The sequence below is a fragment of the Xanthomonas sp. NCPPB 4467 genome (assembly GCF_041475665.2).
Lineage (GTDB): Bacteria > Pseudomonadota > Gammaproteobacteria > Xanthomonadales > Xanthomonadaceae > Xanthomonas > Xanthomonas dyei.
Genome location: NZ_CM191260.1, coordinates 221,968 through 248,966, shown reverse-complemented (window position 1 = coordinate 248,966; position 26,999 = coordinate 221,968). Strand labels below are relative to the sequence as shown.

General features: G+C 64.6%; 19 protein-coding genes and 2 other RNA genes. 4 read left to right on the top strand and 17 right to left on the bottom strand.

Features of this window, described 5'->3' with window-relative positions; translation table 11 throughout:
- Positions 1-343: 343 nt before the first annotated feature.
- From ACCQ06_RS00955 to ACCQ06_RS00930, 6 genes are all read right to left on the bottom strand, one after another.
- The gene (locus tag ACCQ06_RS00955; RefSeq protein WP_211287704.1) at positions 344-1,402 is read right to left on the bottom strand and encodes a LacI family DNA-binding transcriptional regulator; all 1,059 of its coding nucleotides are present in this window, start codon (positions 1,400-1,402) and stop codon (positions 344-346) included.
- 141 nt (positions 1,403-1,543) lie between these two features.
- A complete protein-coding gene (locus tag ACCQ06_RS00950; RefSeq protein WP_228324752.1) occupies positions 1,544-3,127 on the bottom strand; it encodes a family 43 glycosylhydrolase in 1,584 nt (527 codons plus the stop codon).
- 216 nt (positions 3,128-3,343) lie between these two features.
- Entirely contained in the window at positions 3,344-4,627 is a 1,284-nt protein-coding gene (locus tag ACCQ06_RS00945; protein WP_064507995.1) for a TRAP transporter large permease, read from the bottom strand.
- The gene (locus tag ACCQ06_RS00940; RefSeq protein WP_228324753.1) at positions 4,627-5,148 is read right to left on the bottom strand and encodes a TRAP transporter small permease; all 522 of its coding nucleotides are present in this window, start codon (positions 5,146-5,148) and stop codon (positions 4,627-4,629) included. The genes ACCQ06_RS00945 and ACCQ06_RS00940 overlap by 1 nt, the downstream gene beginning before the upstream one ends.
- Positions 5,149-5,158: 10 nt before the next feature.
- Positions 5,159-6,157 (bottom strand): TRAP transporter substrate-binding protein, encoded by a 999-nt coding sequence (locus tag ACCQ06_RS00935; protein ID WP_228324754.1) that lies wholly within the window; start codon positions 6,155-6,157, stop codon positions 5,159-5,161.
- A gap of 37 nt (positions 6,158-6,194) precedes the next feature.
- A complete protein-coding gene (locus ACCQ06_RS00930; RefSeq protein WP_228324755.1) occupies positions 6,195-7,016 on the bottom strand; it encodes a 2-keto-4-pentenoate hydratase in 822 nt (273 codons plus the stop codon).
- A 138-nt stretch (positions 7,017-7,154) separates the two neighbouring features.
- Here ACCQ06_RS00930 and ACCQ06_RS00925 point away from each other — a divergent pair, with 138 nt between their 5' ends.
- Both ACCQ06_RS00925 and ACCQ06_RS00920 read left to right on the top strand, forming a co-directional pair.
- Positions 7,155-8,207 (top strand): alpha/beta hydrolase, encoded by a 1,053-nt coding sequence (locus ACCQ06_RS00925; RefSeq protein ID WP_228324756.1) that lies wholly within the window; start codon positions 7,155-7,157, stop codon positions 8,205-8,207.
- A complete protein-coding gene (locus ACCQ06_RS00920) occupies positions 8,204-9,823 on the top strand; it encodes a carboxylesterase/lipase family protein (RefSeq protein ID WP_316689894.1) in 1,620 nt (539 codons plus the stop codon). The genes ACCQ06_RS00925 and ACCQ06_RS00920 overlap by 4 nt, the downstream gene beginning before the upstream one ends.
- 150 nt (positions 9,824-9,973) lie before the next feature.
- Here ACCQ06_RS00920 and ACCQ06_RS00915 read toward each other — a convergent pair.
- Positions 9,974-10,047: non-coding RNA, sX9 sRNA (locus ACCQ06_RS00915), on the bottom strand.
- A gap of 109 nt (positions 10,048-10,156) precedes the next feature.
- Between ACCQ06_RS00915 and ACCQ06_RS00910 the strand changes: the two genes are divergently transcribed.
- A complete protein-coding gene (locus ACCQ06_RS00910; protein ID WP_372364810.1) occupies positions 10,157-11,110 on the top strand; it encodes a rhamnogalacturonan acetylesterase in 954 nt (317 codons plus the stop codon).
- Between the two features lie 63 nt (positions 11,111-11,173).
- Here the strand turns inward: ACCQ06_RS00910 and ACCQ06_RS00905 are convergent, their stop codons facing one another.
- The 10 genes from ACCQ06_RS00905 to ACCQ06_RS00860 form a co-directional block, all read right to left on the bottom strand.
- Positions 11,174-11,473, bottom strand: a complete 300-nt coding sequence (locus ACCQ06_RS00905; protein WP_228324759.1) for a hypothetical protein — start codon at positions 11,471-11,473, stop codon at positions 11,174-11,176.
- A 417-nt stretch (positions 11,474-11,890) separates the two neighbouring features.
- A complete protein-coding gene (locus ACCQ06_RS00900; RefSeq protein WP_316689891.1) occupies positions 11,891-12,355 on the bottom strand; it encodes a hypothetical protein in 465 nt (154 codons plus the stop codon).
- A 306-nt stretch (positions 12,356-12,661) separates the two neighbouring features.
- A complete protein-coding gene (locus ACCQ06_RS00895) occupies positions 12,662-13,156 on the bottom strand; it encodes a metallophosphoesterase family protein (protein WP_316692470.1) in 495 nt (164 codons plus the stop codon).
- A 131-nt stretch (positions 13,157-13,287) separates the two neighbouring features.
- A non-coding RNA gene (locus tag ACCQ06_RS00890) (sX9 sRNA) lies at positions 13,288-13,363 on the bottom strand.
- Between the two features lie 112 nt (positions 13,364-13,475).
- Positions 13,476-15,659, bottom strand: a complete 2,184-nt coding sequence (glgB, locus tag ACCQ06_RS00885; protein WP_316689890.1) for a 1,4-alpha-glucan branching protein GlgB — start codon at positions 15,657-15,659, stop codon at positions 13,476-13,478.
- Positions 15,660-15,670: 11 nt separating this feature from the next.
- Positions 15,671-19,021 carry a maltose alpha-D-glucosyltransferase gene (treS, locus tag ACCQ06_RS00880; RefSeq protein WP_316689889.1) on the bottom strand — a complete coding sequence of 1,117 codons (3,351 nt, stop codon included), beginning with the start codon at positions 19,019-19,021 and terminating at the stop codon, positions 15,671-15,673.
- Complete coding sequence (locus ACCQ06_RS00875) at positions 19,018-22,131, bottom strand: maltotransferase domain-containing protein (RefSeq protein WP_316689888.1); 3,114 nt, start codon at positions 22,129-22,131, stop codon at positions 19,018-19,020. The genes treS and ACCQ06_RS00875 overlap by 4 nt, the downstream gene beginning before the upstream one ends.
- A 566-nt stretch (positions 22,132-22,697) precedes the next feature.
- Positions 22,698-23,354 (bottom strand): DUF799 domain-containing protein, encoded by a 657-nt coding sequence (locus tag ACCQ06_RS00870; RefSeq protein ID WP_104617412.1) that lies wholly within the window; start codon positions 23,352-23,354, stop codon positions 22,698-22,700.
- The gene (locus ACCQ06_RS00865) at positions 23,351-23,719 is read right to left on the bottom strand and encodes a DUF4810 domain-containing protein (RefSeq protein WP_104617413.1); all 369 of its coding nucleotides are present in this window, start codon (positions 23,717-23,719) and stop codon (positions 23,351-23,353) included. The genes ACCQ06_RS00870 and ACCQ06_RS00865 overlap by 4 nt, the downstream gene beginning before the upstream one ends.
- Before the next feature lie 18 nt (positions 23,720-23,737).
- A complete protein-coding gene (locus tag ACCQ06_RS00860) occupies positions 23,738-24,235 on the bottom strand; it encodes a CsgG/HfaB family protein (RefSeq protein WP_238692077.1) in 498 nt (165 codons plus the stop codon).
- Positions 24,236-25,250: 1,015 nt separating this feature from the next.
- Between ACCQ06_RS00860 and ACCQ06_RS00855 the strand changes: the two genes are divergently transcribed.
- Complete coding sequence (locus ACCQ06_RS00855; protein WP_316689887.1) at positions 25,251-26,993, top strand: ShlB/FhaC/HecB family hemolysin secretion/activation protein; 1,743 nt, start codon at positions 25,251-25,253, stop codon at positions 26,991-26,993.
- Positions 26,994-26,999 lie beyond the last annotated feature (6 nt).

The following is a 26,999-nucleotide window of genomic DNA, read 5'->3' as shown; positions in this document are numbered from 1 at the left end:
CCCCGTACCTCAGCTAACGGCTGAGCTTTCAGATGGCTGTCTGCCGCCGTGCCCTCACCCCAAGCCCCCGCTCCGCGCCCTGGCCCGCGCTTGCGGCGCGGGCGCTCCAAGGCGGTCGCTCCAAGGCACGCCGCAAGCCGTGCCTTCTCGCCCCGCAAGCGGGAGAGGGCGTCACCGCAGCGATCGGCGCACTCCCTTCCCCCGCCTGCGGGGGAAGGTGCCCGAAGGGCGGATGGGGGCCAGCCGTTGGCCGATCGAGGCAGCTGTTCTCACCTTGACCGGCACAACGTCCTGCAAGGTGGAGCGGAAGGCCCGCGCCGCTTGGGGTCGCGGCGCGCGGTGCTCAATCTTCCGGCGGTTGGCAGGAGTCGCGCACGATCAGGTGCGGGCGCACGCTGGCGGTGGGCAGTTGCGGGGCGTTGTCGGGCTGGATCAGCATGGCCGCGGCGGTGCGACCGGTGTCGCGGGTGTGGCGACGCACCGAGGTCAGCGGCGGCCACAGGCGCGAGGCCAGCGAGCTGTCGTCGTAGCCGATCACCGACAGCTGGCGCGGGATGTTGATGCCGGCGCGCAGGGCGACCTTGTAGATACCGGCGGCCATTTCATCGTTACCGGTGAAGATGGCGGTGGGGCGCTTCTTGCCCAGCAGCAGCTTTTCGGCGGCAGCCACGCCGGATTCGAAGGTGTAGCCGGCTTCGACGATACGCTCGGACGGCAGTTCGATGCCGCGCCGGGTCAGCGCGTCGGCAAATCCCGAGGTGCGTTCGATCGAGGAGCGGTAGGCGCTGGGGCCGGTGACCAGGGCGATGTCGCGGTGGCCGAGTGAGAGCAGGTAGTCGGCCGCCTCGGCGGCGCCGTCGCGGTCGTGGGTGATCACCGTTTGCGAGGTGGTATCCAGCGCGACCGAGGCGATACGGGTGTAGCGGCAGCCGATCTCGGCCAGCATATCGGCAAGCGCCTGATCTTCGGACGCGCGCGGCACCAGGATCACCCCGTGCAGCTTCTGCGCCTGGGCGAAACGCCGCACGCCTTCGATGTAGCCCGGGCTACGGCTGTCGCAGGGGTGCACCACCAGCTCGAAACTGGAGCCGCGCAGCGCGTCCAGCGCGCCGTATTGCATGTCCACGATGTATTGCGCGGTGGGGTTGTCGTAGACCATGCCGATCAGGAACGAGCGCCGGAACGCCAGCCCGCGCGCGAGCGGGTCGGGCGAGTAGCCAACCTCGCGCATCAACGTCTCGACCTTCTCGCGGGTGTCCTGGCGCACCAGCGGCGAGTTGTTGATGATCCGCGACACGGTCTTCTTGGACACGCCCGACATCCGCGCGATGTCGTTGATCGTGGCTACCTTGCCCTTCGGCAGGCCGGGCATTCCCTCTTCAGGCATCTTGCGGGCGGGCATAGCGGTCAACCAGTGAAGTTGATTGGATTCTACCGGCCAGACGGCCGGCAGACCTGAGCGAAGCCTGCCGCCACCCCGGACCCGCCGCGCAAGGCACGCCGCAGCGGCCATCGCGGCGGCATGCCCGGCGATGCAGAACGGTCAGTCCAGGGCGCGGTAGCGGAAGTTGCGGAACTCCACCTGGCCTGGGCCGGCGGCATACAGCGCCGGCTTCAATGCCAGGAACTTGCCGGCCACGTTGTGGTGGTAACCGGACACTTCCATCTGCACCGGGTACTTGGTCCACGTCTTGCCGTCGGTACTGCTGTGGATGGTGACGATGTGGCGGTTGTTGGTGACCCGCAGCCACAAGGTGCCACCGGTAGCACTGGGGGCCAGCGTGCCGGGGCGTTCTTCGCCGTAGCGGTGCATGACGAAGTGTTCGCCATTGCTGCCCACGCCGGCGTAGAGCTTGTCGCTGTAGAACAGCAGCGCCCCGCCCTGCCCGCCCGGTGCCACGGTCATCTGCACCTCGAACTGGTAGGCCTGGTCGGTGGCGATCACCGTCAGCGGCGAGGCGTTGCGCGGGGCGGTGCCCTTGCCCTGCAGGCGCAACACGCCATCGCCCACCTGCAGGCGCTTGGCTTCGTCGGCCGCCGGGTTGAAGAACGCCCACTGCGGGCCGAGCGTGCTGGCGCGGAAGTCGTCCGACAACGCCAGGCCGTGGGCCAGCGCCTGGCCGCTGGGTTTTTTCAGCGGGGTGCCCAGATCGCCGCCCTTGGCGACGAACCAGCCGTCCGGGGTCCACTCGATCGGGTCCAGCAAGGCCTGCCGGCCCAGCGTCCAGAAGCCGTGTTCGTAACCGTGGTACAGCATCCACCAGCGTTTGTCGGTGCCTTCCACCAGGGTGGCGTGGCCACGCGACCACCACGGCTCGTCGGCGCTCTTGGTGCGGGTGATCGGGTTGTTGGGCGCGTTCTGCCACGGACCATGGATGGAGCGCGAGCGCGCGGTGATCACCATGTGCCCGGTCGGCGGGCCGGCGGTGCCGCCCACGGCGGTGGTCATGTAGTACCAGCCGTTGTGGCGGGTGATCTTGGGGCCTTCCTGCGCGTAGCCTTCCACGTCCCAGCTTTCCGGGTACTTCCAGCCGTCGTAGACGTGCTTGGGCGTGCCGACCACGGTCAGGCCGTCGTCGGAGAGCTGCACGTAATCGCCGCCGCTGAGGAACAGATAACGCTTGCCGTCTTCGCCCACCGCATGACCGGGGTCGATGTACTTGCCCAGGCCGATGTCGATCGGCGTGCTCCACGGGCCGGTGATGTCATCGGCCCACACCACGAAGTTGCTGCGCTCGCCCTGGTCGCCGCGCCGGGCCGGGAAGTAGATGTAATAGCGCTTGCCGTGCTTGATCAGGTCCGGCGCCCAGATCGCACCGACGTTTTGAGTGATGGCGTGGCCCAGCGGCTGCCAGTTGACCAGATCGCGCGAATGCCAGATCGGCAGGCCCGGATACGCGTCGAACGAGGACAGCGTGAGGTAGTAATCGTCGCCGTCCTTGAGCACCGACGGGTCGGGGTGATCGCCGGCCAGGACCGGGTTGAGGAAGGTGCCGTTGCCCTGGTCGGCGATGCGCTGATGTTCGATACCGCGCTTCCAGTCGGCCGCGCCACTCAGGCCGGCGCACAGCAGCAATCCGGCGGCAACCAACCAGCGCAGACGGGGCGAAGTGATACGGACACGCATGCTGTCTCCTAGGCCCCGGGAGTGGGGCGATGCGGTCACCGGCAGGCAATGCCACCGGTTAACCGAATGAGGCGGAAACCTCCCGCCAGCAGCAACGTCCTGCACGCTCGGCAAGGCGTCGCACGCGCCCGGCAGGTGAGGCGATCGACGCGGCATCGCCTGCCGCATCCATCACACCCGTCCACCAGGCACCGGATCGCTCAGTGCGTCATGCCCTCACGCGCGCAGCGCGCGTGGCAGCCACAACGACAGCTCCGGGAAAAACGCCACGATCAACAGCACGCACAGTGCCGCCAGCCAGAACGGCCAGATGGTGCGCATGCTCTGGGCAACGGTGATTTGCCCGATGGAGGTGCCGATGAACAGCACCGAGCCGATCGGCGGCGTGATCAGGCCGATGCCGCCGGCCAGCACCATCACCAGACCGAAGTGGATCGGGTCGATGCCGTAGGCCTTGACCACCGGCAGAAAGATCGGCGTGCAGATCAGGATCTTCGGTGCCAGGTCCATGAACATGCCCAGCAACAGCAGCATCACCACGATCATCAGCAGCACGGTGTTCTTGCTGTCGGCGATGGCCTGCAGGAACTTCACTGCCGCTGCCGGCACCTGCAAATAGGCCAGCAACCAGCCGAACACCGCCGCGGTGGCGATCACGAACAGGATCACGCCGGTGGTACGCGCGGCATGGGTGACGGCGGCGAAGAACTCGGCCCAGCGCAACTGGCGATACAGCAGCGCGGTGACGATCAACGCATAGACCACAGCGATGGCGGCGCTTTCCACCGCGGTGAAAATGCCGGCGCGGATCCCGATGAAGATCAACGCCACCAGGCCCAGGCCCGGCAATGCGCCGAACAGGCGCAAGGCCACCGCACGCCAGCCCGGGAACGGCTCGGTGCCGTAGCCGCGATGGCGCGCCACCGCATAGCCGGTGACCATCATCGCGGCGGTCATCAGCAGCGCGGGCACGATGCCGGCCGCGAACAGATCGGCAATCGACAGGCCGCCACCGGCCGCTGCCGAAAACAGGATCAGGTTGTGCGAGGGCGGCACCAGCAACGCCACCAGTGCGGCGGTCATGCTCACGTTCACCGCGTAATCGCGGTCGTACCCGCGCTTGATCATCTGCGGAATCATGGTGCCGCCCACCGCCGACACGTCGGCGATCGCCGAGCCGGACACGCCACCGAAGAACAGCGACGACAGCACGCTGACCTGCCCCAGGCCACCGCGCACGCGCCCCACCAACGACGACGCCAGCGCGATCAAGCGCTCGGAAATGCCGCCGCGCAACATCAGCTCGCCGGCAAAGATGAACAGCGGAATCGCAATCAACGATGCCGAGCCGCTACCGGCGGAAATCTGCTGCACCAGCACCACGGTGGGCAGGTCCAGGTACAACAACGTGGCCAGTGCGGCCGCGCCCAAAGCGTAGGCCACCGGCACGCCGATCAGCAGCAGCACCACAAAGGTTCCCAACAACATGGCGATGCCCATCAGCGCACTCCTCCGGTGTGGATCGGGCGCAGCACACGCCACAACTTGTACAAGGCAAACACCACCATCAGCGCACCGCCAACCGACAACGGCAGGTAGTTGATGCTCTGTGGCATCTGCGCGCCGGCCATCTTGATGTCCAGGCCATCGATCAGCAGCGCCGCGCTCCACCGCGCCAACACCGCGCCGATGGCCATGATCATCAGCGGGCGAATCAGATCGAACACTTTGCGCACCAGCGGCGGTACGTGTTCGCCCAGCAGATAGAAGCCGAAGTGGCGATTGGTGTGCACACCGGCGGCCGCGCCCAGACTCAGCGCGGTACTCAGCAGCAACAGCGTCACCGGCTCGGTCCAGCTGGGCGAGTCGTTGAGCACGTAGCGGGTGAATACCTGCCAGCCCTGCACGACCACCAGGCCCAGCAGCGCCAGCGACGCCACGCCAATGGCAATATCGGAAACGCGGTCCAGCGCGCGCTGCAACGGCGCGACCGGGACGGCGACGGTCTCGGGTTCGGTCATCGGGATACCTCTATGCGAAATCGCGGATGCGGCGGTACAGCGCTTCGATCTCCGGCTGCTTGCGGTATTCGGCCAGCAGCGGGGCGGCGGCGGCGCGGAACGCCGGCATGTCGACCTGGTTGAGCTTCACGCCGTAATCGATCACCTGCTTGCGCGCGACCGTTTCCGACGCATCCCACAACTCGCGCATCACCGGCACCGACGCGCGCGCCAGTTCCACCACCAGGCCGCGGTCGGCCGGGCTGAGCGATTCGAAACTCTTGCGCGACATCACCAGAATGTCCGGCGCGTAGGAATGCTCGCTCTGCGACCAGTATTGCGCCGCTTCGAAATGACGGCTGGACTGGAAGCTGCGCATATTGTTTTCCGCACCGTCGATCATGTGCGTTTCCATCGCCGAAAACGTCTCGCCCAGCGACATCGGTGTGGGGTTGGCGCCCAGCATGCGCATCAGTTTGAGAAAGATGTCCGACGAGGCCACACGCAGTTTCAGGCCCTTGAGATCTTCCGGGCGATGCAGCGGATGCTTGGTGTTGTAGAAGCAGCGCGCGCCCGAATCGTAGATCGCCAGCCCCACCAGATCGCGCTGCTCGAAGCTGCGCAGGATGCTGTCGCCGACATGGCCGTCGATGACGCGGCGCAGATGCGGCACCGAGTCGAACACATACGGCAGGCACAGCGCCTGGGTCAGCGGAAAGGTGTTGTTCAACGCACCCGAATACACGCGGGTGATGTCGATGGCGCCGAAGCGCGCCATGTCGATCGCCTCCGACTCGCGGCCCAGCTGGCCGGAGTGGTACTGGCGCAGTTTGAGCCGGCCGTTGGTGCGTGCTTCGAGCTGTTTGCCGAACCACCGCACCGCCTCCACGGTGGGGTAGTCGCCGACGTGCACGTCGGTGGCGGTGAGCAATTGCCCGCCCGGAATCGGCGTGGTGGCGCCGGCACCCAGCCAGGGCGCGGCCGCGGCGGCGCCGAGCCCGGCACCGAGAAAATGTCTGCGTGTGATCATTGGCGCCCTCCCAAGCGTCTGGTCACGGGGTCCACCGTTAGTTGGCGGACACGGCCGTACAGGAAATGTCGCCGATGCCGGCGAAGCGAATCAGGGCACGCTGTCCCACTTCGATGTCATGGATACCGGTGGCATTGCCCGTGGCAATGAGATCACCGCGCTTGAGCGGACGCCCGCGCTGGGCAGAACGGCTGAGCGCAAATGCGTAGGCCGCGCGCAACCCGCCAGGCAGCGTGGTGGCGCCGCCGGTGCCCACTACCTGGTCGTCGATCAGGGTTTCGGCGCTCAGCGCAGCTTCGTCGCGGCCCAGCCAGTCGCTCACTTCCGGGCCCAGAATCAGCCCGTTGTTGTTGCCGAAATCGGAAATCACCACGCGCGGGCCCAGCTTGTTGATGGTCGCCAGCGGGCTGCTGGCAATCTCCACGCCGATGAACAGCGTCGCCGGCAGGGCCGCGGCCTGCTCCGGGGTGAAGTGACTCTGGTCGGCCGGCGCGTCGGCGTCCAGGCGCAACACGTACTCGGCTTCGACTGCACCGAAGCCGCCTTCATAGATCGGAAACTCGGTTGTTCCACCGGTAGCATTCCAGAGCTTCTGAGAGAAGATCGGGCCGAGCAGACGCTCGTCGCCGGAGGCGTCGCGGCGCTCGGCGGCGATATAACCCACCTTCCAGCCGACCACGTGGTCGTGCCACTGACTGATGGCAATATCCTGCACCTGATAGGCGGTGACCAGATCATCGGGGATTTGCCCGGGAAAGTCGGGAAGCGAGGCCCCTGCACGGCGTGCCTCCACAAAGCGCTGGGCGATGTCGGACAGCGTGGATGTGGACGTTGGCGGGGTGGCGGCGTCGTTGCTCAAGGGTGTCTCCCTGATAGGTGTTTTGTTGCACTGCCAATCGACAGCGGCACGGTGTGCTGTATATGGTAAACCGGTGTCATTGGCAATGTGCAGTGCGACATTGTGACCGCGATACCGAAGTGGCCCTGGGAGGGGTAGATGCAGCAGACACGCCAAAAACCTTGTGGAAACCGGGCATTGCGGGCCCTGCGCCGCTGCCTGGCAGTGACCGTCGCCACCTTTGTACTGGCCAGTGTGCCGGCCTGGTCGGCAGAACGCCCCAGCACCGATACCGCCGCCGAGCAGGCCAGCCGGATCGCCCTGTGGCCGCAGGCGATGGCACCGGGAGACAAGGCGTTGCCGCAGCCGCAGCGCATTGTGGACCGCAGCAGCGATGCCGCCCTGCCCGACCGCTATATCCAGAACATCAGCCAGCCCTATCTGGTGGTCTACCGCCCCAAGCGGCCCAACGGCACCGCGCTGCTGGTCACGCCCGGCGGCGGCTATCAACGCATCGTGCTGGACAACGAAGGCAGCGCGCTGGTGCCAGGCTTCGTCGACCAGGCCGGCATCACCTTGTTCGTGCTGCGCTACCGGCTGCCCGGCGAAGGCCACCCCAATGGCGCCGACGTGCCGCTGGCCGATGCGCAACGCGCGCTGCGGCTGATCCGCGCCAATGCGGGCCGCTATGGCATCGATGCGCAGCGGGTCGGGGTGATGGGGTTTTCGGCCGGCGGCCACGTCGCCGCCAGCCTGGACACGCGCTACGCCGCGCAGGTGTACCCGGCGCAGGACGCCGCCGATGCGCTGAGCGCGCGGCCGGACTTCGCATTGCTGATCTACCCGGTGATCGACATGGACAGCGCCAATGCGCACATGGGCTCGCGCGAGCGCCTGCTCGGCAAGACGCCCAGTGCTGCGCAGGTCAGTGCGTATTCGCCGCAGTTGCACGTGGACGCGCGCACCCCGCCGACATTCTTGCTGCACGCTCAGGACGACACCGTGGTATCGGTGCGTAATAGCCTGCTGATGCACGACGCATTGCTGCGCGCCGGCGTGCCCAGCGAACTGCATGTTTTTCCGCAGGGCGGGCATGGTTTCGGCATCGCCGCCGCCAGCGGGTTGACCGTGGCGGTGTGGCCGCAGCTGGCGCAGGCGTGGATTGCGCACGTCAGCAAGCCATCGGCTGCCGCGCAGGACGCGGCGCGATGACGGCGCCATCCACGCCCGACGCGCGCCGACGCACGCTGCTGCGCAGTGGATTGCTCGCCAGTGCCGCCGTCGCGTTACCCGCTGTCGCCGCGGCCGTGGCGCCACCGCCGCGCGAGGACAGCGCACCGCTGGCACAGGTGCGTAGCGGTGCGTTGCGCGGGTATCGCGAGCAGGGCATCTGCGTGTTCAAGGGCATTCCGTACGGCGGCGACACCGCCGCACGGCGCTTCCAGGCGCCCGTGGCGGAGACCGCGTGGAGCGGCGTGCGCGATGCCAGTGCCTTCGGTGCCGCCGCCCCGCAACCCAAGGCCAGCGAACCCACCAGCGAGGACTGCCTGTTCCTCAATGTCTGGACGCCCGGCCTGCGCGATGGCGGCAGGCGGCCGATCCTGGTCTATATCCACGGCGGCGGCTACACCACCGGCTCCGGCAGCGACCCGCTCTACGACGGCGTGCGCCTGTGCCGGCGCGGCGATGTGGTGGTGGTCACCGTCAATCACCGGCTCAACCTGTTCGGCTATCTGTCGCTGGCCCAGCTGGGCGATGCCAGCGTTGCCGATTCGGGCAATGCCGGGCAGCTGGATCTGATCCAGGCGCTGCACTGGGTGCGCCAGCACGCGGCCGAATTCGGTGGCGATGCCGGCAATGTCACCGTGTTCGGGCAATCCGGCGGCGGCGCCAAGATCGCCACGCTGATGGCCATGCCCGCCGCGCGCGGCCTGTTCCATCGCGCCTGGACCATGAGCGGGCAGCAGGTCACTGCGGCCGGGCCGCGCGCGGCCACCCAGCGCGCGCAATTGCTGCTGGAGGCGCTGAAGATTGCGCCGGCCGATCTCGCGCGCCTGCGCAGCGTGCCGGTGGCGCAGCTGCTGGCGGCCGCACAGGTGCGCGACCCGTCGCGGGTGGAAAACAGCGCGTTGTATTTCGGCCCGGTGCTGGATGCGCGCAACCTGCCGGTGCATCCGTTCTGGCCGAGCGCACCGCTGCAGTCGGCGACGATTCCGATGGTGATCGGCAATACCCGCGACGAGACGCGCGCGTTTCTCGGCAACGATGCGGCCAACTTCGCGCTGACCTGGGACACGCTGCCGGCCAAGCTGGAAGCGCAGCAATACGTGGACCTGTTGCCGCAGGTGGTGATTGCCGAATACCGCCGGCTGTATCCGCACTATTCGCCATCGGAGGTGTTCTTTGCCGCCACCACCGCCGGCCGCTCGTGGCGCGGCGCAGTGGAAGAAGCCGAAGCGCGCGCACGCCAGGGCGCACCGACCTGGGTGTATCAACTGGACTGGGGCTCGCCGCTGGACGGCGGCAAGTTCGGCGCCTTCCACACGCTGGATATTCCGCTGGTGTTCGACACCATCGGCCAGCCCGGTTCGCGGACCGGCGACAGCGCCGATGCGCAGCGCATGGCCGACCAGATGAGCGCTGCGTTGATCGCGTTCGCGCGGCACGGCGACCCCACGCATCGTGGTGCCCCGCGCTGGCGGCAGTATTCGTTGCAGCGCCGCGACACCCTGCTGTTCGATGTGCCGAGCCGGATGGAAAACGATCCGCGCGGTGGCGAACGTCGGCTGTATCAGCAAGCGCCGTTTATTCAACGTGGCACGTTCTGAGCGCTTGTTCTAGTGAGCGACGAACAGCACGTGGCAGGCAGTCGCCATTCGGATTCTTATGGCGCGCTCGCTACACCGGGTTCCGAGCGCTACAGACCGACTCGGGCACCGCCCGCACGCTTGCTGCGATCGCGCAGCAGTCTTTACAGCGGCTAAAAAACGTCGCGAGCAGGTGTCAGGTGGGTGTGGACGGCGCGCAGGAACCGGAGTGTCCGAGTGGTCATGCGCACCGCGCACCAGCTGCGCCCGTCTGGCGGTGAGCACAGTCGGTTTGTTAGCTGCACTTATTCGATCTTGAGGTGATCCATGCGTAGGTATTGCTTTGCCCCATCCATGCTGCTGACTGCGCTGGCAGTTGCCTGCATTCCGTTCGCTGATGCCACCGCTGCCGCCCTGGTCGACACGCCACTCGCCTCCACGGCATCCGCGACCAACACCTTAAGCAGCAACGCGCCGGCCACCACACCTGCGTTTGCGGCCAGCAAGATCGTGCTGGTGGGCGACTCCACCACGGCCGTGCAAGGCGGCTGGGGGCCGAGCTTCTGCGCGCAGCATGTGACCTCGTTTCTGAGCTGCCTCAACCTGGCACGCGGGGGACGCAGCACCTCGAACTATCGCGCCGAAGGCTCGTGGGAGATCGCGCTGAAGGAGCTGCGCAGTGGCGGCTATCGGCAGGTGGTTGTGTTGATCCAGTTCGGTCACAACGATCAACCCGGCAAGCCGGGGCGCTCTACCGACCTGGCCAGCGAATTCCCGGCCAACCTGCGCCGCTACGTGGCCGAAGCGCGCGCCGCCGGCGCGGTGCCGGTACTGGTGACGCCGTTGACGCGGCGGCAGTTCGAGGCCGGCCAATTGGTGGATGACCTGGGCCCCTGGGCGCAGGCCACGCGTGCGGTCGCGCGCGAGCTGCAGGTGCCGCTGGTGGATCTGCATGCGCGCAGCCGCGCCCTGGTGCAGGGCATGGGGCCGGTACTGGCGATGCGGCTGGCGCAGCGCCCCGCCGAGCCGGCACAGATCGTCGCCGCGCAATCGGGCACCACCATCGGCAAAACACCGGCGCAGACGGTTGCGCCATCTCCGGCGTCAGCGTCAGCGTCGAAGAACACAGCCACGACCAACCCCGTTGCCACGGCCCAGGACAACGCCAGCGCCGAGCCGATGGGCCAGGCCAAGCTCGCGTTCGACTACACCCATCTCGGCCCGGACGGCGCGGATCTATTTGCCGCCATCGTGGCCGACGAACTGGCGCAGCAGCTGCCTGCGCTGCGGCCGTTATTGATTCCCTGAGGGCCACAAACCAGCGAGGGGCGAACCGACATCTGCACGCCGATGCCGGACCCAGTGTGACGTTCAACCGGTACGGCCTTCGCGATACCAGAACAGCGCCGAGCCGAGTGCTTCGCCGGTCAGACGTCCCACCACGATGCCATGGGCGACACCCTGGCCGTTGAAGTGAGCCACCAGCGCAGCGATCGCCATGCATGGCAACGACATCCTCGCCACCCAAGGGCGTTGGGCAAGGCTGCGCGCCTGCGCGGCACGCATGTGTTTGCGCTGCAGCCGCGCGCGCGTCTCCGGCAGCATGATGGCTTCGGCGATGGCATCGGCCTGCGTGCGGTGCACATGACGCGTGTCCTCAAGGTCGATCATGACGCCCGCCGCGATGGCGGACTCTTACGTGAAGCGTCGGTGGCTCCGACTTGCTGCACAAGCAAACAGGAGAGCAAGGTGCGCATGGCGATCGATACGCTGGCGAAGCGATCAAGATTGCTTTTGTAGATCAGGGCTATACCGGCCAGGAGCAGGCACAGAATGCAGCAACGCTCTCTCAACAGTCGTAACACGCTCCAGGAAAGATCTGAGCAGCGCTTCCGTGAGATTTCAGCCGACAACCGAGACAATCTCCATCGAGCACAGTGTTGGTTTGTCAGCAAGTCGATGGCGGAGGTGCCTGATCGCGGCGCCTGCTGGGGCTTCACGTGGGAAACCGATGATTTTTCTTCGAAAAATCCATCGTCGCGGCCAATCCTCTCCAGCCGGGGAATGGACCCCACACCTGCGGCGGCGCTACGGAAAACCGGAGAAACGCTGGTACACCCAGTAAAGCCTTGACGTCTCGGTGTCGTAGGCCATGACGTTAATTGCATTCAAAGAAGATGGCAAGTTCGGACCAGCATAATCCGCTGGGTTCGACACCCAGGCGAAGAAAAAGCGTGAGGAATTTATTTCAGGGGGTTTCGGACATCCCTGCAAGTCATCGAACGGCATTTCAAATTTAAATAGATAAAATTCGTCATACTTGTCAAGGCCTCGGAACCAAATCCCGCGCGCCGCGTGACTTTCCCAGAACGTGTCTGGAATGCTCGCCACATCGACAGCGTAGAAGTAGTACATGTCTCCGAAAAAGTAATCGGTTTTCCCGCAGACTTGCGGTATCCCGCGCAAGGACGTGACCTGCCCGAGTCCACTGCGCTGCAACTGTTCGTGCATGCTGACGATGGCATCAAGGCGTTGCTGTAGTCCTAATACCATTTACAGATGCACGCCCGCTGCTGCGACGACCCCACATGCCAGCACAAGACGCTTCAATAGTTTGATCAGAATGCACATTGATCATCCCGAGAACCGATGGTATTACCATCGCATGGCGGCGCCCGCCACGCTAGCAGCCGGGCTTTGAGCAGCATCGAATTGTCTGGGCGGTTGCGCTTGCGTCGCAGACCATTGTTTGTGCCTGCGCAAGCGCATCATCTTCGGATAGCACAGCAGCAGACCGGTTGAGCATGCGCGTGCTGCCATGGCTGGCCAATCCGCCACTCGTTGCAGTCGGCCATAGAGTCAATGCGATTCGAACACCTGCAATGCCGCGCGCGGCGGTCCGTTGCCCAACCACAACGTTGCCACACTGATCGGCAACTTGAAACGACGCGGACCGGCACTGCCCGGATTGATATACAGCACGCCATCGCGCGTCTGGATCGAGGGCTTGTGCGAATGCCCGCTGATGACGATATCTGCCGCCACGCCCGGTGCCAGCGTTTTCAGATCGTGCAGCACATGGAGGCGCATGCCATCGATCAGCAGATCCAGCGTCTGCGGCAAACCCGCGGCCCACGGCTTGTCGTCGATATTGCCTGCGATGACATGCAGCGATGCCAATGCCCACAACGCCTCGAGCACCTCCGGTTTGCCCACATCGCCGGCATGGATGATTTGGTTGCAGCCATCGAGCGCGGCAAGCGCTTCGGGCCGCAACAGCCCATGCGTGTCTGAGATCACACCGATCCGCGTGCCAGTCCCCATCTCGCCATGACCTCCTTTGAGCACAACCAGCTGGATGACTTACTGCAATAGTCTCGATCTGGGGACATCAACGTCGTCACGGTCAATCGCGACATCGGTATGCAGTCGATGCCGCCGCATCACCCACCTTGCAAACGATGACCTGATGCATGAATTAGAGCGGCTAACAAACCGTAGCGAGCAGTCGTCAGGTGGGTGTGGACGGCGCGGAGGAACCGGAGTGTACGGGTGGTACATGCCGCACCGAGCACCGGCCGCGCCCGCCTGGCGGCTGCACAGTCGTTTTGTTCGCTGCTCTTAGCTGCGGCATACCACCGGGCCAACTGCCCGGTGGTATGCGCAGGACGCATCAACCGTGCGGTGTGAGCACGATGACGCCCAGGGGCGGCAACAGCAGCGGCAACGACTGGGCGTGGCCGTGCATGGATTGTTGTTCGGCGGTCACCACGCCACCGTTGCCCAGGTTGGCACCGCCATAGATGCCGGCATCGCTGTTGAACACTTCGCGCCACTGGCCGCCCTGCGGCACGCCGATGCGATAGCCGTGCTGCACGATTGGGGTGAAGTTGATCACCACCAGCACCGGCGCATCGCCGCGTTTGCCCTTGCGCAAAAACGCCACCACGCTGTTGGCCGCATCATCGCCAACCACCCAAGTGAAGCCGGCCGGGTCGTCGTCGTGCACGTGCAGCGCCGGGTACTCGGCGTACATCCGGTTCAGATCGCGCACCAGTGTCTGCACACCGCGATGGCGCGGGTCGTCGAGCAAGTGCCACGGAATGCCGCCGTCGTGATTCCATTCGGTGGGCTGGCCGAACTCGCAGCCCATGAACAGCAACTTGCGCCCGGGGTGGGTGAACATGAAACCCAGGTACGCGCGCAGATTGGCGAACCGCTGCCAGTCGTCGCCCGGCATGCGGCCCAGCAACGAGCCCTTGCCGTGCACCACTTCGTCGTGCGAGATCGGCAGCACGAAGCGCTCCGAATACGCATAGACCATGCTGAAAGTCAGCTCGCCGTGGTGGTAGCGGCGGTAGATCGGGTCCAGCCCCGCGTAGTGCAGGGTGTCGTGCATCCAGCCCATGTTCCACTTGTAGTGAAAGCCCAGGCCACCATGCGCGACATCGGCGGTGACGCCGGGAAACGCGGTGGATTCTTCGGCAATCATCACCGCGCCCGGGGTGTGCTCACGCACCACTTGGTTGAGCCGGCGCAGGAAGGCGATGGTTTCGTAGTTTTCGCGGCCGCCATGGATATTGGGCACCCATTCGCCGGCATTGCGGCTGTAATCGCGATACAGCATCGAGGCCACCGCATCCACGCGCAGGCCGTCGACGTGGAAGCGCTGCAGGAACTCCAGCGCGCTGGCGATCAAAAACCCGGAGACCTCGCGGCGGCCGTGGTTGTAGATCAGCGTATTCCAGTCGCGATGGAAGCCTTCGCGCGGGTCGGCGTGTTCGTACAGCGCGGTGCCGTCGAAATGCGCCAGGCCGTGCGCGTCGGTGGGAAAGTGCGCCGGCACCCAATCGACGATGACGCCGATGCCTTCGCGGTGGCAGCGATCGACAAAGCGCGCAAAGCCATCGGGCGAGCCGAAGCGCGCGGTCGGTGCGAACAAGCCCAAGGGTTGATAGCCCCACGAGCCGCCGAACGGATGCTCGGTCACCGGCATCAGTTCGACATGGGTGAAACCCATATCTGCCACATACGGAATCAAGCGGTCGGCCAGGCCATCCCAGTCCAGGTCCACGCCTTCTTCGCGCAGCCAGGACCCGGCATGGATCTCGTAGATGCTCATCGGCGCGTCGTGCGCCTGGCGGCGCGCGCGCGTGGCCATCCAGCCGTCGTCGCTCCACTGGTGCGGCGTGGGGTCGGCCACGATCGAGGCGGTGCCCGGCGCAAGCTCGGCGCGACGCGCGACCGGGTCGGCCTTGGCCGGCAGCTCGTGGCCGTGTGGGCCGCGCAGCTGGTATTTGTAATGCGCGCCGGGGCCGACATCGGGCACGAACAGCTCCCACACGCCGGACTGGTGACGCAGCCGCATCGGGTGACGGCGCGCGTCCCAGCTATTGAAGTCGCCCACCACCGCCACGCGCGAGGCATTGGGTGCCCACACCGCAAAGCGCGTGCCGCGCACGCCGTCCACCTCGACCACGTTGGCGCCCAGCGCATCGGCCAATTGCAGATGGTGGCCTTCGCTGATCAGGTGCAGGTCGAAGTCGCTGAGCTGCGGACCGAACGCGTACGGGTCGGCCGTCTCCTGCTCGCCGCCGGGCCAGCCGATGCGCAGCCGATACGCGCCTTGTGCCGGCAACTCACCGGCAAACAGGCCGGCTTCCGGGCCGGCCTCCAGGGCAATCGTCTGCCCGTCATCCAGCACGGCGCTGACACGCTCGGCGCCCGGCAGGTAGGTGCGCAACAAGCGCCCTGCGTCGGTCGGGTGCGCGCCCAACACGGCGAAGGCATCGCCGTGGCGCGCGTCGGCCAGGGCGCGTACCACGCCGGGATCCCATCGATTGGTCACTGCTGTCATCACTCCACTCATCATGTGTCTCCTGCACCGACGCGTGCACGTTGCAGGATGCGGCGCAAGCCTTCGACCGGCACCATCAACCAGCCCGGGCGATTGGCCGCTTCGTAACGCACTTCGTAACAGGCCTTCTCCACCAGGAACAGCAAGGTGGCGGCGTTGAACGCCGCCGGCGCAATCCACGGATGGGCGCTGGCGTCGAGCACCGCATGGTAAGCGTCCAGGAAGGCTTGCGTGGAGCGGCGGCGGAACTGCGCCAGAAATTCATCCAGATGCGTGTCCACACCCACACCCGCACGTGCGGCGGTGCCTTCTTCGCCACGTGCCGAAACCTCGCTGGCGTAATCGAGCGAGCGCAGGAAACCGGCCACATCGCGCAACGGGCTGGCCTTGGCGCGACGTTCGTCCAGCGGCTTGGCCGGCTCGCCTTCGAAGTCGATCAACACCACATCGTCGAAGGCCACCAGGATCTGGCCCAGGTGGAAATCGCCGTGCACGCGGGTCAGCAGCGAATCGGCCAGCACGCTCGGCGCCTTGGCCAGCAGGCTGTCCAGCTGCGGGCGCTCGGCGAGCACCGCTTCCAGTGCTTCGCGCTCGGCTGCATCTTCGCTGCCGGACAAGCGCGCATTGACCATCTCCCACATCTCTTCGACCTGCCGCGCCACACCGGCCACCACATCGTTGGCGGTGGGCAGATCGATTCGCTGCGGCGCGAAGTTGGTATCGTCGGTCTGCCGCGACAGCGCTTCGTGCAACTCGGCCAGGCGCTTGCCGACCACGGCCGCAAACGCGTCGTAGCCGGCAATGGCTTCGGCGCGCGACTCGTCGGTTTGCGCGGTGGCGTATTCGTCGAAACTGCGCGCCAGATGGTCCAGCGTCCAGCGCCAGGCATCGCCCTGATTACGGATAAAGCCCTGCAGCAACGCGATGGTGGTGGTGGTGCCCTGCCCGTCGACGCGGCTGACGCTGCCCAGCAGCGGCGCCGCATTGGCGTAGCCCAGCTCGGTCAGGCGGCGGCCGATTTCGATTTCCGGATTCGCACCGATCGCCACATGCCGCAGCAGCTTGAACACCGCCTTGTCGGCGACCACCAGCGAGCTGTTGCTCTGTTCGGCCGACAACCAGCGGATATCCGGATCGGCAGGGATCTCCAGCTTGGCCAGCGCCGGCGTCGCTTCGAAGCGCACCTGGCCCTGCTGCGAAGGATCATCGCCATCGCAGAAGTCCAGCGTCGCATTGGTCCGCAAGGCATCGATCACGCCGCGCACCATCGGCTTGAGCGCGAACGCATCGGTGAGATAGCCCACCTCGCGCCCTTGGCGCACGCGCGCCAACGCGAGTTGTTCGGCCAGGGTACTGGGCTGGTCGCGCTCCCACACGATGCCGATCGGCAGCATGTAGGACGCGTGGTGGCCGTCTTCCAGCTCCACGTCCAGCTCCAGCAGGCTCATCGGCTCATCGCCCGGCAATGGCGTGCGGCGCGAGATGCGCACGCTGCGCAGTGCCTGATCCTTGGCCGAGAACCAGCGCCGCGCCGACAGCCACGCCGGCAGGATTTCGCCTTCCAGGGTGGGCAGATGCGGCAGCAGCGCGTTGCTTTCGTCGGTGTCGCTGCGCAGCACCAGCGTGCGGTAATCCGGCAGGGGCACCGGGCTGGGCACATGCCAGTCCGGCAAGGTGCCTTCGCTGACCAGCTGAAACGCGTAGAAGCCGAACGGCGGCACGGTGAGCAGATAGGTCAGCCGGCCGATCGGTGGGAAGCTGCCGCCACCGATGATGTCCACCGGCACGCGGCCTTCGAACTCGGACAGATCCAGTTCCACCGCCTGCAGTGTGTGCGACAGGTTGGCCACGCACAGCACGGTTTCGTCCTGATAGCAGCGCAGATACGCCAGCATGCGGCGGTTGCCCGGATACAAAAAGCGCAGCACGCCGCGTCCGAACGCCTGATAGCGCTTGCGCACGCTGAGCACGCGGCGGGTCCAGGTCAACAGCGAATGCTGGTCGCGGATCTGCGCTTCCACATTCACCGCCTGAAAACCGTACAGCGGGTCCATCACCGGCGGCAGCACCAGCTGTGCCGGGTCGGCGCGCGAGAAACCGCCATTGCGGTCGATCGACCACTGCATCGGGGTGCGCACGCCATCGCGGTCGCCCAGATGGATGTTGTCGCCCATGCCGATCTCATCGCCGTAATACAGCACCGGCGTGCCGGGCATGGTCAGCAGCAACGAGGTCATCAATTCGATCCGGCGGCGGTCGCGCTCCAGCAGCGGCGCCAGGCGGCGACGGATGCCCAGATTGATGCGTGCGCGGCGATCGGAGGCATAGGTCTGCCACAGATAGTCGCGCTCCGAATCGGTGACCATTTCCAGTGTCAGTTCATCGTGGTTGCGCAGGAAGATCGCCCACTGGCAGCTCTCCGGAATCTCCGGGGTCTGGCGCATGATGTCGGTGATGGGGAAGCGGTCTTCGCGCGCGATCGCCATGTACATGCGCGGCATCAGCGGGAAGTGGAATGCCATATGGCATTCGTCTGCGTTCTGGCCGAAGTATTGCTGGGTGTCTTCCGGCCACATGTTGGCTTCGGCCAGCAGCATGCGGTCCGGGTATTCGGCATCCAGGGTGGCGCGGATCTTGCGCAGGATGGCGTGGGTCTCGGGCAGGTTTTCGTTGGAGGTGCCGGAGCGCTCGATCAGGTACGGCACCGCGTCCAGACGCAGGCCATCCACACCGCGGTCCAGCCAGAAGCGCATCACTTCCAGCACCGCTTCCAGCACGGCGGGGTTGTCGAAATTCAGGTCCGGCTGATGCGAATAGAACCGATGCCAGAAGTATTGGCCGGCCACCGGGTCCCAGGTCCAGTTGGACTTTTCGGTATCGCAAAAAATGATGCGCGTGCCTTCGTATTCCTGATCGGTGTCCGACCACACGTAGAAGTCGCGCTCCGGCGAGCCGGCCGGCGCGTTGCGTGCACGCTGGAACCACGCATGCTGATCGGAGGTGTGGTTGATCACCAGCTCGGTGACCACGCGAATGCCGCGCGCATGCGCCTGCGCCACCAATTGCTCGAAGTCGGCGATGGTGCCGTAGTCCGGATGCACCGCCATGTATTCGGCGATGTCGTAACCGTCGTCGCGGCGCGGGCTGGGATAGAACGGCAGCAACCAGATGGTGTCCACGCCCAGTTCGGCGATGTAGTCCAGCTTGGAGATCAACCCCGGAAAATCGCCGATGCCATCGTCGTTGGAGTCGAAAAACGACTTGACGTGCACCTGGTAGATGATCGCGTCCTTGTACCAAAGCTGATCTGCGACCACCGCCGATTGTTCTGCGTCGGCCTGTAAAGCGGGAACTGCATTCATGCGACCTCTCCTGCGCGGATGCGCCATAACGCGAACGGTCGCGCTGCCTCTACACGGATGTGCTGATATTTGCCTTGCCACTCGAAGCGGTGCCCATCCCACAGATCTTCCACGGCAACAGTGGCGTGATCGGGCAGGCCCAGCTCCCACAACGGGATTTCGATATCCGCCTCCTGGCCGGCATGCGGGTCAAGGTTGATCGCCACCAGCACCATGCTGCGGCTGCGCGACAGATACCCGGCATCCAGGAACTTGCCGAAATACAGCACCTGGTCGTTATGCGCCTGATAGAAGCGCGTGCCCAGATGCGACTGCAATTCCGGGTGCATGCGCCGCAGCTGATTGAAGCGGGTGATCTCATCGACGATGTCGCCGGGCGCGCGCTCGGGCCAGGCGCGCAGCTGGAATTTCTCCGAGTCCAGATACTCTTCCTTGCCCGGTGCCAGCGGCGTGGCCTCGCACAGTTCAAAGCCCTGGTACATGCCCCACAGGCCCGACAACGTCGTCGCCAATGCAGCGCGGATCAGATGCCCGTTGCGCCCGCTGGTTTGCAGGAACAGCGGATTGATGTCCGGCGTATTGACGAAGAAGTGCGGGCGGAAGCACTCGCGCGGCACGCCTTCGTTCAACTCTTCCACATAGTCCTGCAGCTCGTGCTTGTGGTTACGCCAGGTGAAATAGGTATACGACTGCGAAAAGCCGCACTTGGCCAGGCGGTACATCATCTTCGGGCGGGTAAAGGCTTCGGACAAAAACACCACATCCGGGCGACGCCCACGCACATCGGCAATCAACCACTCCCAGAACGGGAACGGCTTGGTGTGCGGGTTGTCCACGCGAAACAGGGTGATGCCTTCGTTGACCCAGAACAGCACTGCATCGCGCAGCGTGTTCCACAGGTCCGGCACCGCGCCGCTGGCGTAGAAATCGACATTGACGATGTCCTGGTATTTCTTCGGCGGATTTTCCGCATACGGGATGGAGCCATCCGCGCGCCAGGTAAACCAATCCTTGTGATCGCGCAACCACGGATGGTCCGGCGCGCACTGGATCGCAAAGTCCAGCGCCACTTCCAGGCCATGCGCATGCGCGGCCTGGATCAAGCGACGGAAGCCCTCCAGCCCACCCAGCTCGGCATGCACCTCGGTGTGGCCGCCATCGGTGGCACCGATCGCGTACGGGCTGCCCGGCTCGCCATCGACGGCGGTGACCGAGTTGTTGCGGCCCTTGCGGTTTTTCGCCCCGATCGGATGAATCGGCGGCATGTACAGCACATCGAAGTGCATCGCGCGGATGTGCGCTAGCCGCCCGATCACATCGTCGAAGGTGCCGTGCCGTGCCACATCGCCGCTTTGCGAGCGCGGGAACAGCTCGTACCAACTGGCAAAATGCGCCGCGCGACGTTCCGATTCCACCCGGTAGGTCACCGGGGTCTCGGAGCGGAACGGCTTGTCGTCGGCCAATGCCATCGCCTGCGCGGTGTCCGGCTCCAGCACGATGGCCAGCTGCTGCAGCGGCTCGCTCTGCGCACCGATGCGGGTGAGGATGGCCTGCAAGCGCTCGGCCAACGCACCGGTGCTACGCGCATGCGCGGCCTGCACCACGGCCACCGCTTCCTGCACATCGACCGGTAATACCGTGTTGGCCGCGCGCTTCTTTTCCAGATCCGCATGCAAGGTGGCAAAGACATCGCGCCAGCCTTCCACACGGAATTCATAGGTACCGATGCGCTCGAGCGGAAACTCCGCGCGCCAACGGTCGTTGCCCAGCGCACGCATCGGCGCACTGGACCAGGTCTTGGCATCGGCCGGCCGCCACAGCACCGCCACCGCGATGCGGTCGTGCCCGTCGCAGAAGGCATCGGCTTCCACGCAGATGCGGTCGCCTACCGTGCGCTTGACCGGGAAGCGGCCGTTGTCGACCGAGGGCGTCACCGATTCGATGCACACCCGTGGCCAAGTGGCCGCCGTCTGCGCACGCGGGCGCATGCGCGGCACCGCCAGCACGTGTCGCGCCGGCACGCTGCGGTACACGCGCACTTCGCCCGGTTCCAAGGCGTCGAGCGTTGCGCCGGACAAGGTGCGGCCATCCTCGGCCACCAACGCCTCGGCATCGCCCAGCAGCCGCAACAGATCCGATGCCGGCACCGGCACCACATGCCGCGTGTCGCCATTGATCAATAGCAGGGCGGGCAGACCGCCCAACGGTTCCACCGCAATGGCGGTCAAGCCGGTGGATTCGCGCAGCAGCGGGCGCAGCCGCAGGCCGGCATTGCTGGTCGGCGCGCCGTCGGTCGCGCGTATCGACGGCGGCACCGCTTCCAGCTGCGTATCGTCCAGCAACCAGGCACCGCCCAAGGCCAACGCCAGTTGCCCGTGCTGCTCGGGCGAGGCCGCACGCTTGCCATCGGGCGCATCGAGCACCGCGATGACCTGCGACGCCAACGCACGCAGCGCCGTGTCTTCATCGAAGAACCAACTGCCGCGCCCGTCCCACCACGCCAGCGATGAAAACGCTGCATCGAAGCCGGCACCGGACAATTGCTGCAAGGCTTCCAGGCCCAGCCCCGGCGTCCACGCCGCAAACACCACCTCCGGTGCCTGCGCGTGCACGCGCGCGATCAACTCACGCCAGCGCTGCGCCGGCACCTGTTGCGGCTGCAACAACCGGAAACCGCCAACGCCCTGCCCCACCCACTCCAGTAGGCGCGCGCTCCACCACTCCACCAGCGCGGCACCTTCCTGCGCATAGGTAAAGCGCGCCTCGGCCACCTCCGGCGTGGCGCGCGGCTGGCGCGGGTCCGGCACCGCGGTGCTGCGCGCACGAAACCATTGCGGGTTGTCACGCACCACCGCGCTGGCACCGCCGACTTCATCCAGACGCACGTCGATCAGCAGCTTCACACCCGCCTGGCGCGCCGCCCGCACCGCCTCGCGCAGACGGCCGTCCCGCGCGTCGGCACCGGCCGCCGGCTCGATCAACCGCCCTTCCGCATCGCGTGCGAACGGCGCCGCCATCACCACGTAGTCGCAGCCCGCCTCACGGGCCGCCACACAACGCTGCTCCAGCCCGGCAGACCAAGACGCCTCATTGAGAACACAGATCCGCATGGCGCCCCCTCAGCAGACAGCGGCGCGCGAACGCACCGTGACGATGGAAGCAACCCGGGCCGCCCGGGTCTGCAGGCCTACCAGCGCGCGTCTAAGGCGCACCAGTCCGACTACCGTCCAGATCGGCCCCTGCCCACCCGATGCCTGGCCGACTTTTCCTACCGTGACTGCACTCATGCGCAACTCCGCAACGATTCTTGACCCTTGCAGTCAAGCACTTCCATTGCGAATACCGTGTGTCGGTGGAATTGACGAAAATCAAACAAGCGCGGCCGCGGTGATGCACCCGCGTGAGGGTCCGTCTATCAACGGATGCGTGTCCGCCACGCGCGGAGTGGCCAGTGCTGCCACTGTGTCCGCCCGGGACGCGCACCGACTTGAGTCGTCAGATCAAGGGCTCGCACCAACATTAGGCGTGAAAAAGAACACATGTTGCCTGTACGTAAGAGCCTACCGGGACTGCTTGCACACGACCGCGACGCCAGTGTCCACTTGCGCCTCGCCTGCAGCCCGTAACCACCGGACGAATGCGCTGGCGCATCGAAACGGCAGCGCATTCGTTGGCATCAATCCGTGCCGTACCTTGGGTTGTACGGGCCGTACAACAGTCCACCGGAATGGCCGGTCGAGAGCAGACGCTGGCTTGCGACATTGCCGATCTGGTGGCTCCGATCGGTGACCTGATTGATCACCTGGTTGACCGCTGCGGTAACCAGCATGCCGATCAAACCCCCGCCATTGTTCTGATTCTCACCGCTCGATGCCTGTGCCTGTCCCTGCCACAGGGTTGTCCCGGTACGCAGATCGACGAGCTTCGCCTTGGCCGACACAATCACCACGCTGTTGATCACCTGGTATACCGAACCATACTTGTCAACGGTGATATACAGCGCAGCATCGGCACCGAAGATCTCCCGCAACTTATCGGTCGACACATTCTGCGCGTCGTCGGCTACAGTGATGCCGTTCTGTTTGAACGTCTCATACACCGGCGCCACCGGCATCACGTAATACCCTGCCTCTGCCAGCGGCAACGTCGTCACCGACAGCACGCTCAAGCTCGCATCCACATCAGGCGCATTGCTCACAGGCGGCAGCACAAGAATAGAGCGTGGCTTGCTGGCTCTGTACGCGGTGTAGTCGCGTGATACAGGCTGGGTTGCACATGCAGCCATCACCAGGGAAACCGCTGCCACAGCTGCTAATTTCAGCATTTTCTTCATCGCGACTGTCCTTCGTGTTGGAACTTCTTCATCAAAAGATCGACGTATGTCGCAGACTCGGGATACTGCGCTTTCTCGGCGATCAGATTCTCCTGTGCCTTGCTGTCATTGCCAGTCTCCGCATACAGCATGCCCAAATGGACGCGCAGTCCCGGCGGCGTGCTCTTGTTGGAGGACTGCATTACCTGCATGTCCTTCTCCAGTGCCTGAATTTGTTGCTCAGGACTCCCACCCTTGAAGTGACTGTAGACCTGATCCTGGTAACTTCCCCATTGATACAGCGACGCCGACTGGTGGGCACACGCCGTCAATGCCAGTAGCGCACAGACGCTCAGACACCGCCTTGCATAAGACATCTTCTTCATGACTGTTTTATTCCCTGATTACTTGGCCGGCTTCCATGCGCCGGAGTCGATGGCAGCGGTCAGACTATTGACCGCTTCGCGGATAGCCAGGTCCAGTACCTTGCCGTTGAGTGTGGAGTCGTAGCTCGACGTGCCGCCGAAGCCGACAACCTCACGCGTCGACAGCGAGTATTCGCCGGCGCCCTGGACCGAATACACCACTTCGGACGTCGTGCTATCGACCACGTTCAAGCTGACTTTTGCATACGCCACTTGCTGCTTGCCACGCCCGAGGATGCCGAACAGTTGCGTATCACCCACTTCTTTGCGACCAAACTCGGTGACATCGCCCGTCAGCACGTAGTCGGCACCCTTGAGTTGCTGCGCCTGTTGCTTGATCTGCGCTTCCTGCTTGATCTCGCCCATGTTGTCGCGGTCGAGAACACGAAACCGATTGGTCTGCTGCAGATGCGTGACAAGAATGGTCTTGGCCTGGCTACCGAGACGATCGGCACCGTCGGCAAACAGACCGCGCATGAAGGACGACCGGTTATCGAACTTGCCCACCGCGATCGGAGCGCGAACGCCCGAATATGACGTCCCTGCGGTAGCCACGGTTTGCGGCCTGATGTTCTGGTGGCTTTCCGTCGCGCAGCCAGCCAGTCCGGCAAGCAAAACGGATGACACGCACAAACTCAGTACGACATGCCTCATTATTTTTCCTTTAAATGATCGAAAGACAAGATTTTCGGCTTCGGCAGAGCCATTCCATATGTCACTTTTCCAAGCCTGACTCAGATTTTTAAATCACAAAAACTGCATCGGCTTCGGATACCTCATGTAAACCCGCAACTGCACCCGCCGGATTTCGCAAGCATGAAATTCGACGCTGCGTGATTTTCTTGAGAGATGCCCACTGTAGTTCGCCGAGCCGCCGTAGCACCTTTGCAGTTGCGAAAGCGATGTCTGTCCATGAAAGCCCTCACAACAGATATAGAGTGGCAGCTCAAGACAGGCGAGCCGCACCAGGCAAGAAATCAAGGAAAACATGCTCGGCATGCCCTTATCGGCACCGCCGGTAGAAAATTTAGAAAAAATTTTCTACCGGCGGTGCGCACGGGTGGCTCACGGAGTTTTCCCACTTGGGGCTTGGCCTCCCCAGATTCACTCTAATTGAGCTGGCAGTTGCGCCTTATTTTTAAGAGAAAATTAAAATATATATATAAAATATTTCGGTATGCGGCTATTAAACAACAGATATGCCATTGCTTGGCAGTGCACCCCTCTCTATAAGCGCAGATGCAGTTCCCCAGATATCTCTTTGCTTCTTGCCATGCCCCAAGCCGTACAAGTTCCCGAAAAAAGGCTTACTTTGAGTCTGCTCTTTATCGTAGCCGGTTTAAATTTTTCAGATTGATAGCCAGTTATATGGCGCCCACGCAATACGTCAGGATTTTTCCTACAGGCAAGCTCTTCCGTTTGCATTAAAATACCGTTAGGGGCGGCGCGGAGGCGTCAGTACGTCGTTATCGAGTTGGGCGGTCATCTGCACATGGATTCAGGCAAAAAGGGAAGGGCACGCATGCGTGCCACGTGGTGTATTGCGCTTTTTGCGGGCACGGCAGCCCAGGTCTCTGCGCAACAGATCGTCGATCCCGCCGCGCAGGAGTTGTTGCGGCAGCAGGAGCGCGAACGCGTTCTGCGCGAGCAACAGGAAGCGCGGCCGGATGTTCGCCTGAAACGCGCCCCGGACGATGGCGTCGAGCGTCTTCCAACCAATGAATCGCCGTGCTTTCGGATCGAGCGCATCGTGCTCGATGGGCAGGCTGCGGATGAATTCCGTTGGTCATTGAAAGCTGCCAACCCTCGGCAAGACCCCGCCATTGGTCGCTGCCTGGGCACCGACGGCATCAACCTGGTGATGAAGCGTGTGCAGAACGCGGTCATTGCACGCGGCTATGTGACCACGCGCGTGCTAGCCGCGCCGCAGGATCTCACCGGCGGCACCTTGACGTTGTCGCTGGTCCCCGGGCGTGTGCATGCCGCCCGCTTCAGCGACCCGACATCCGCACGTGCAGCGATCGCCAATGCTGTGCCTGCACGTCGCGGCGATCTGCTGAATCTGCGCGACATCGAGCAGGGCCTGGAGAATTTTCAGCGTGTGCCGACCGTGGTTGCCGACATCCAGATCGCTCCTGCCGAAGGCCAGGGAACCGGCCCGGGAGAGAGCGACCTGGCCATTGCGTGGCAACAGCGGTCACGTGTGCGTGCCAGCCTGAGCCTGGACGATGCCGGCAGCGACGCCACCGGCAAACTGCAGGCAAACGGAACACTGTCGCTCGACAATCCCCTGGGCCTCAACGAGTTGTTCTACGTCAGCCTCGGCAAGGGCGTGTTCAATGGTGCCGGCAAGGACACCGATAGCTGGACGGTGCACTACGACGTGCCCTACGACTACTGGCTGTTTGGCGTCACCGCCAGCGCATACGACTACAGCCAGGCAGTGGCCGGCGCGATCGAGACCTATGATTACAGCGGGCGCAGTCGCACTGCCGAAGCGCGCATCGATCGCCTGCTATTTCGCAATGCCACGATCAAGTTCGGGGCGTATGGGCGCGGTTGGTGGCGACAGTCCACCAGCGCCATCGACGACACCGAAATCGAAGTGCAACGGCGGCGCACCGCCGGCTGGGAAGTTGGCCTGAACCACCGCCAGTTCCTTGGCAAAGTCACCCTGGATGCAAGCGTTGCGTATCGACGCGGCACCGGTGCGTTCGATGCATTGCGCGCTCCGGAAGAACTTGCGCGCGCGTTCGACCCGTCGATTCCGCTCGAAGGCACCTCGCGCATGAAACTCATCGTCGCCGATGCCCAGCTGACGGTGCCGTTCCAACTTGGCTCTCAACGTCTGCGTTACAGCGCCTCCTGGCGCGCGCAGTGGAACCGCACGCCATTGGCGCCGCAGGACCGCTTTGCGATCGGTGGGCGCTTCACCGTGCGCGGGTTCGATGGCGAATTGACGCTCAGCGGCGACCGTGGCTGGTCGCTACGCAATGACCTCAGCCTGGCACTCGGTGGCGGGCTAGAAACGTATCTGGGCGCCGATTACGGCCACATCGGTGGGCAGTCCGCGCGCTTTCAGAGCGGCGACCATCTGGCCGGCATGAGCCTGGGCCTGCGCGGAGGATGGCAACACGTCTCCCTAGACGGGTTCGTCGGCGCCGCGTTGGAAAAACCCGCGAACTTCCCGACTGACTACACCACGTTCGGCTTCAGCCTGTCCTGGCGCTACTAAACATTC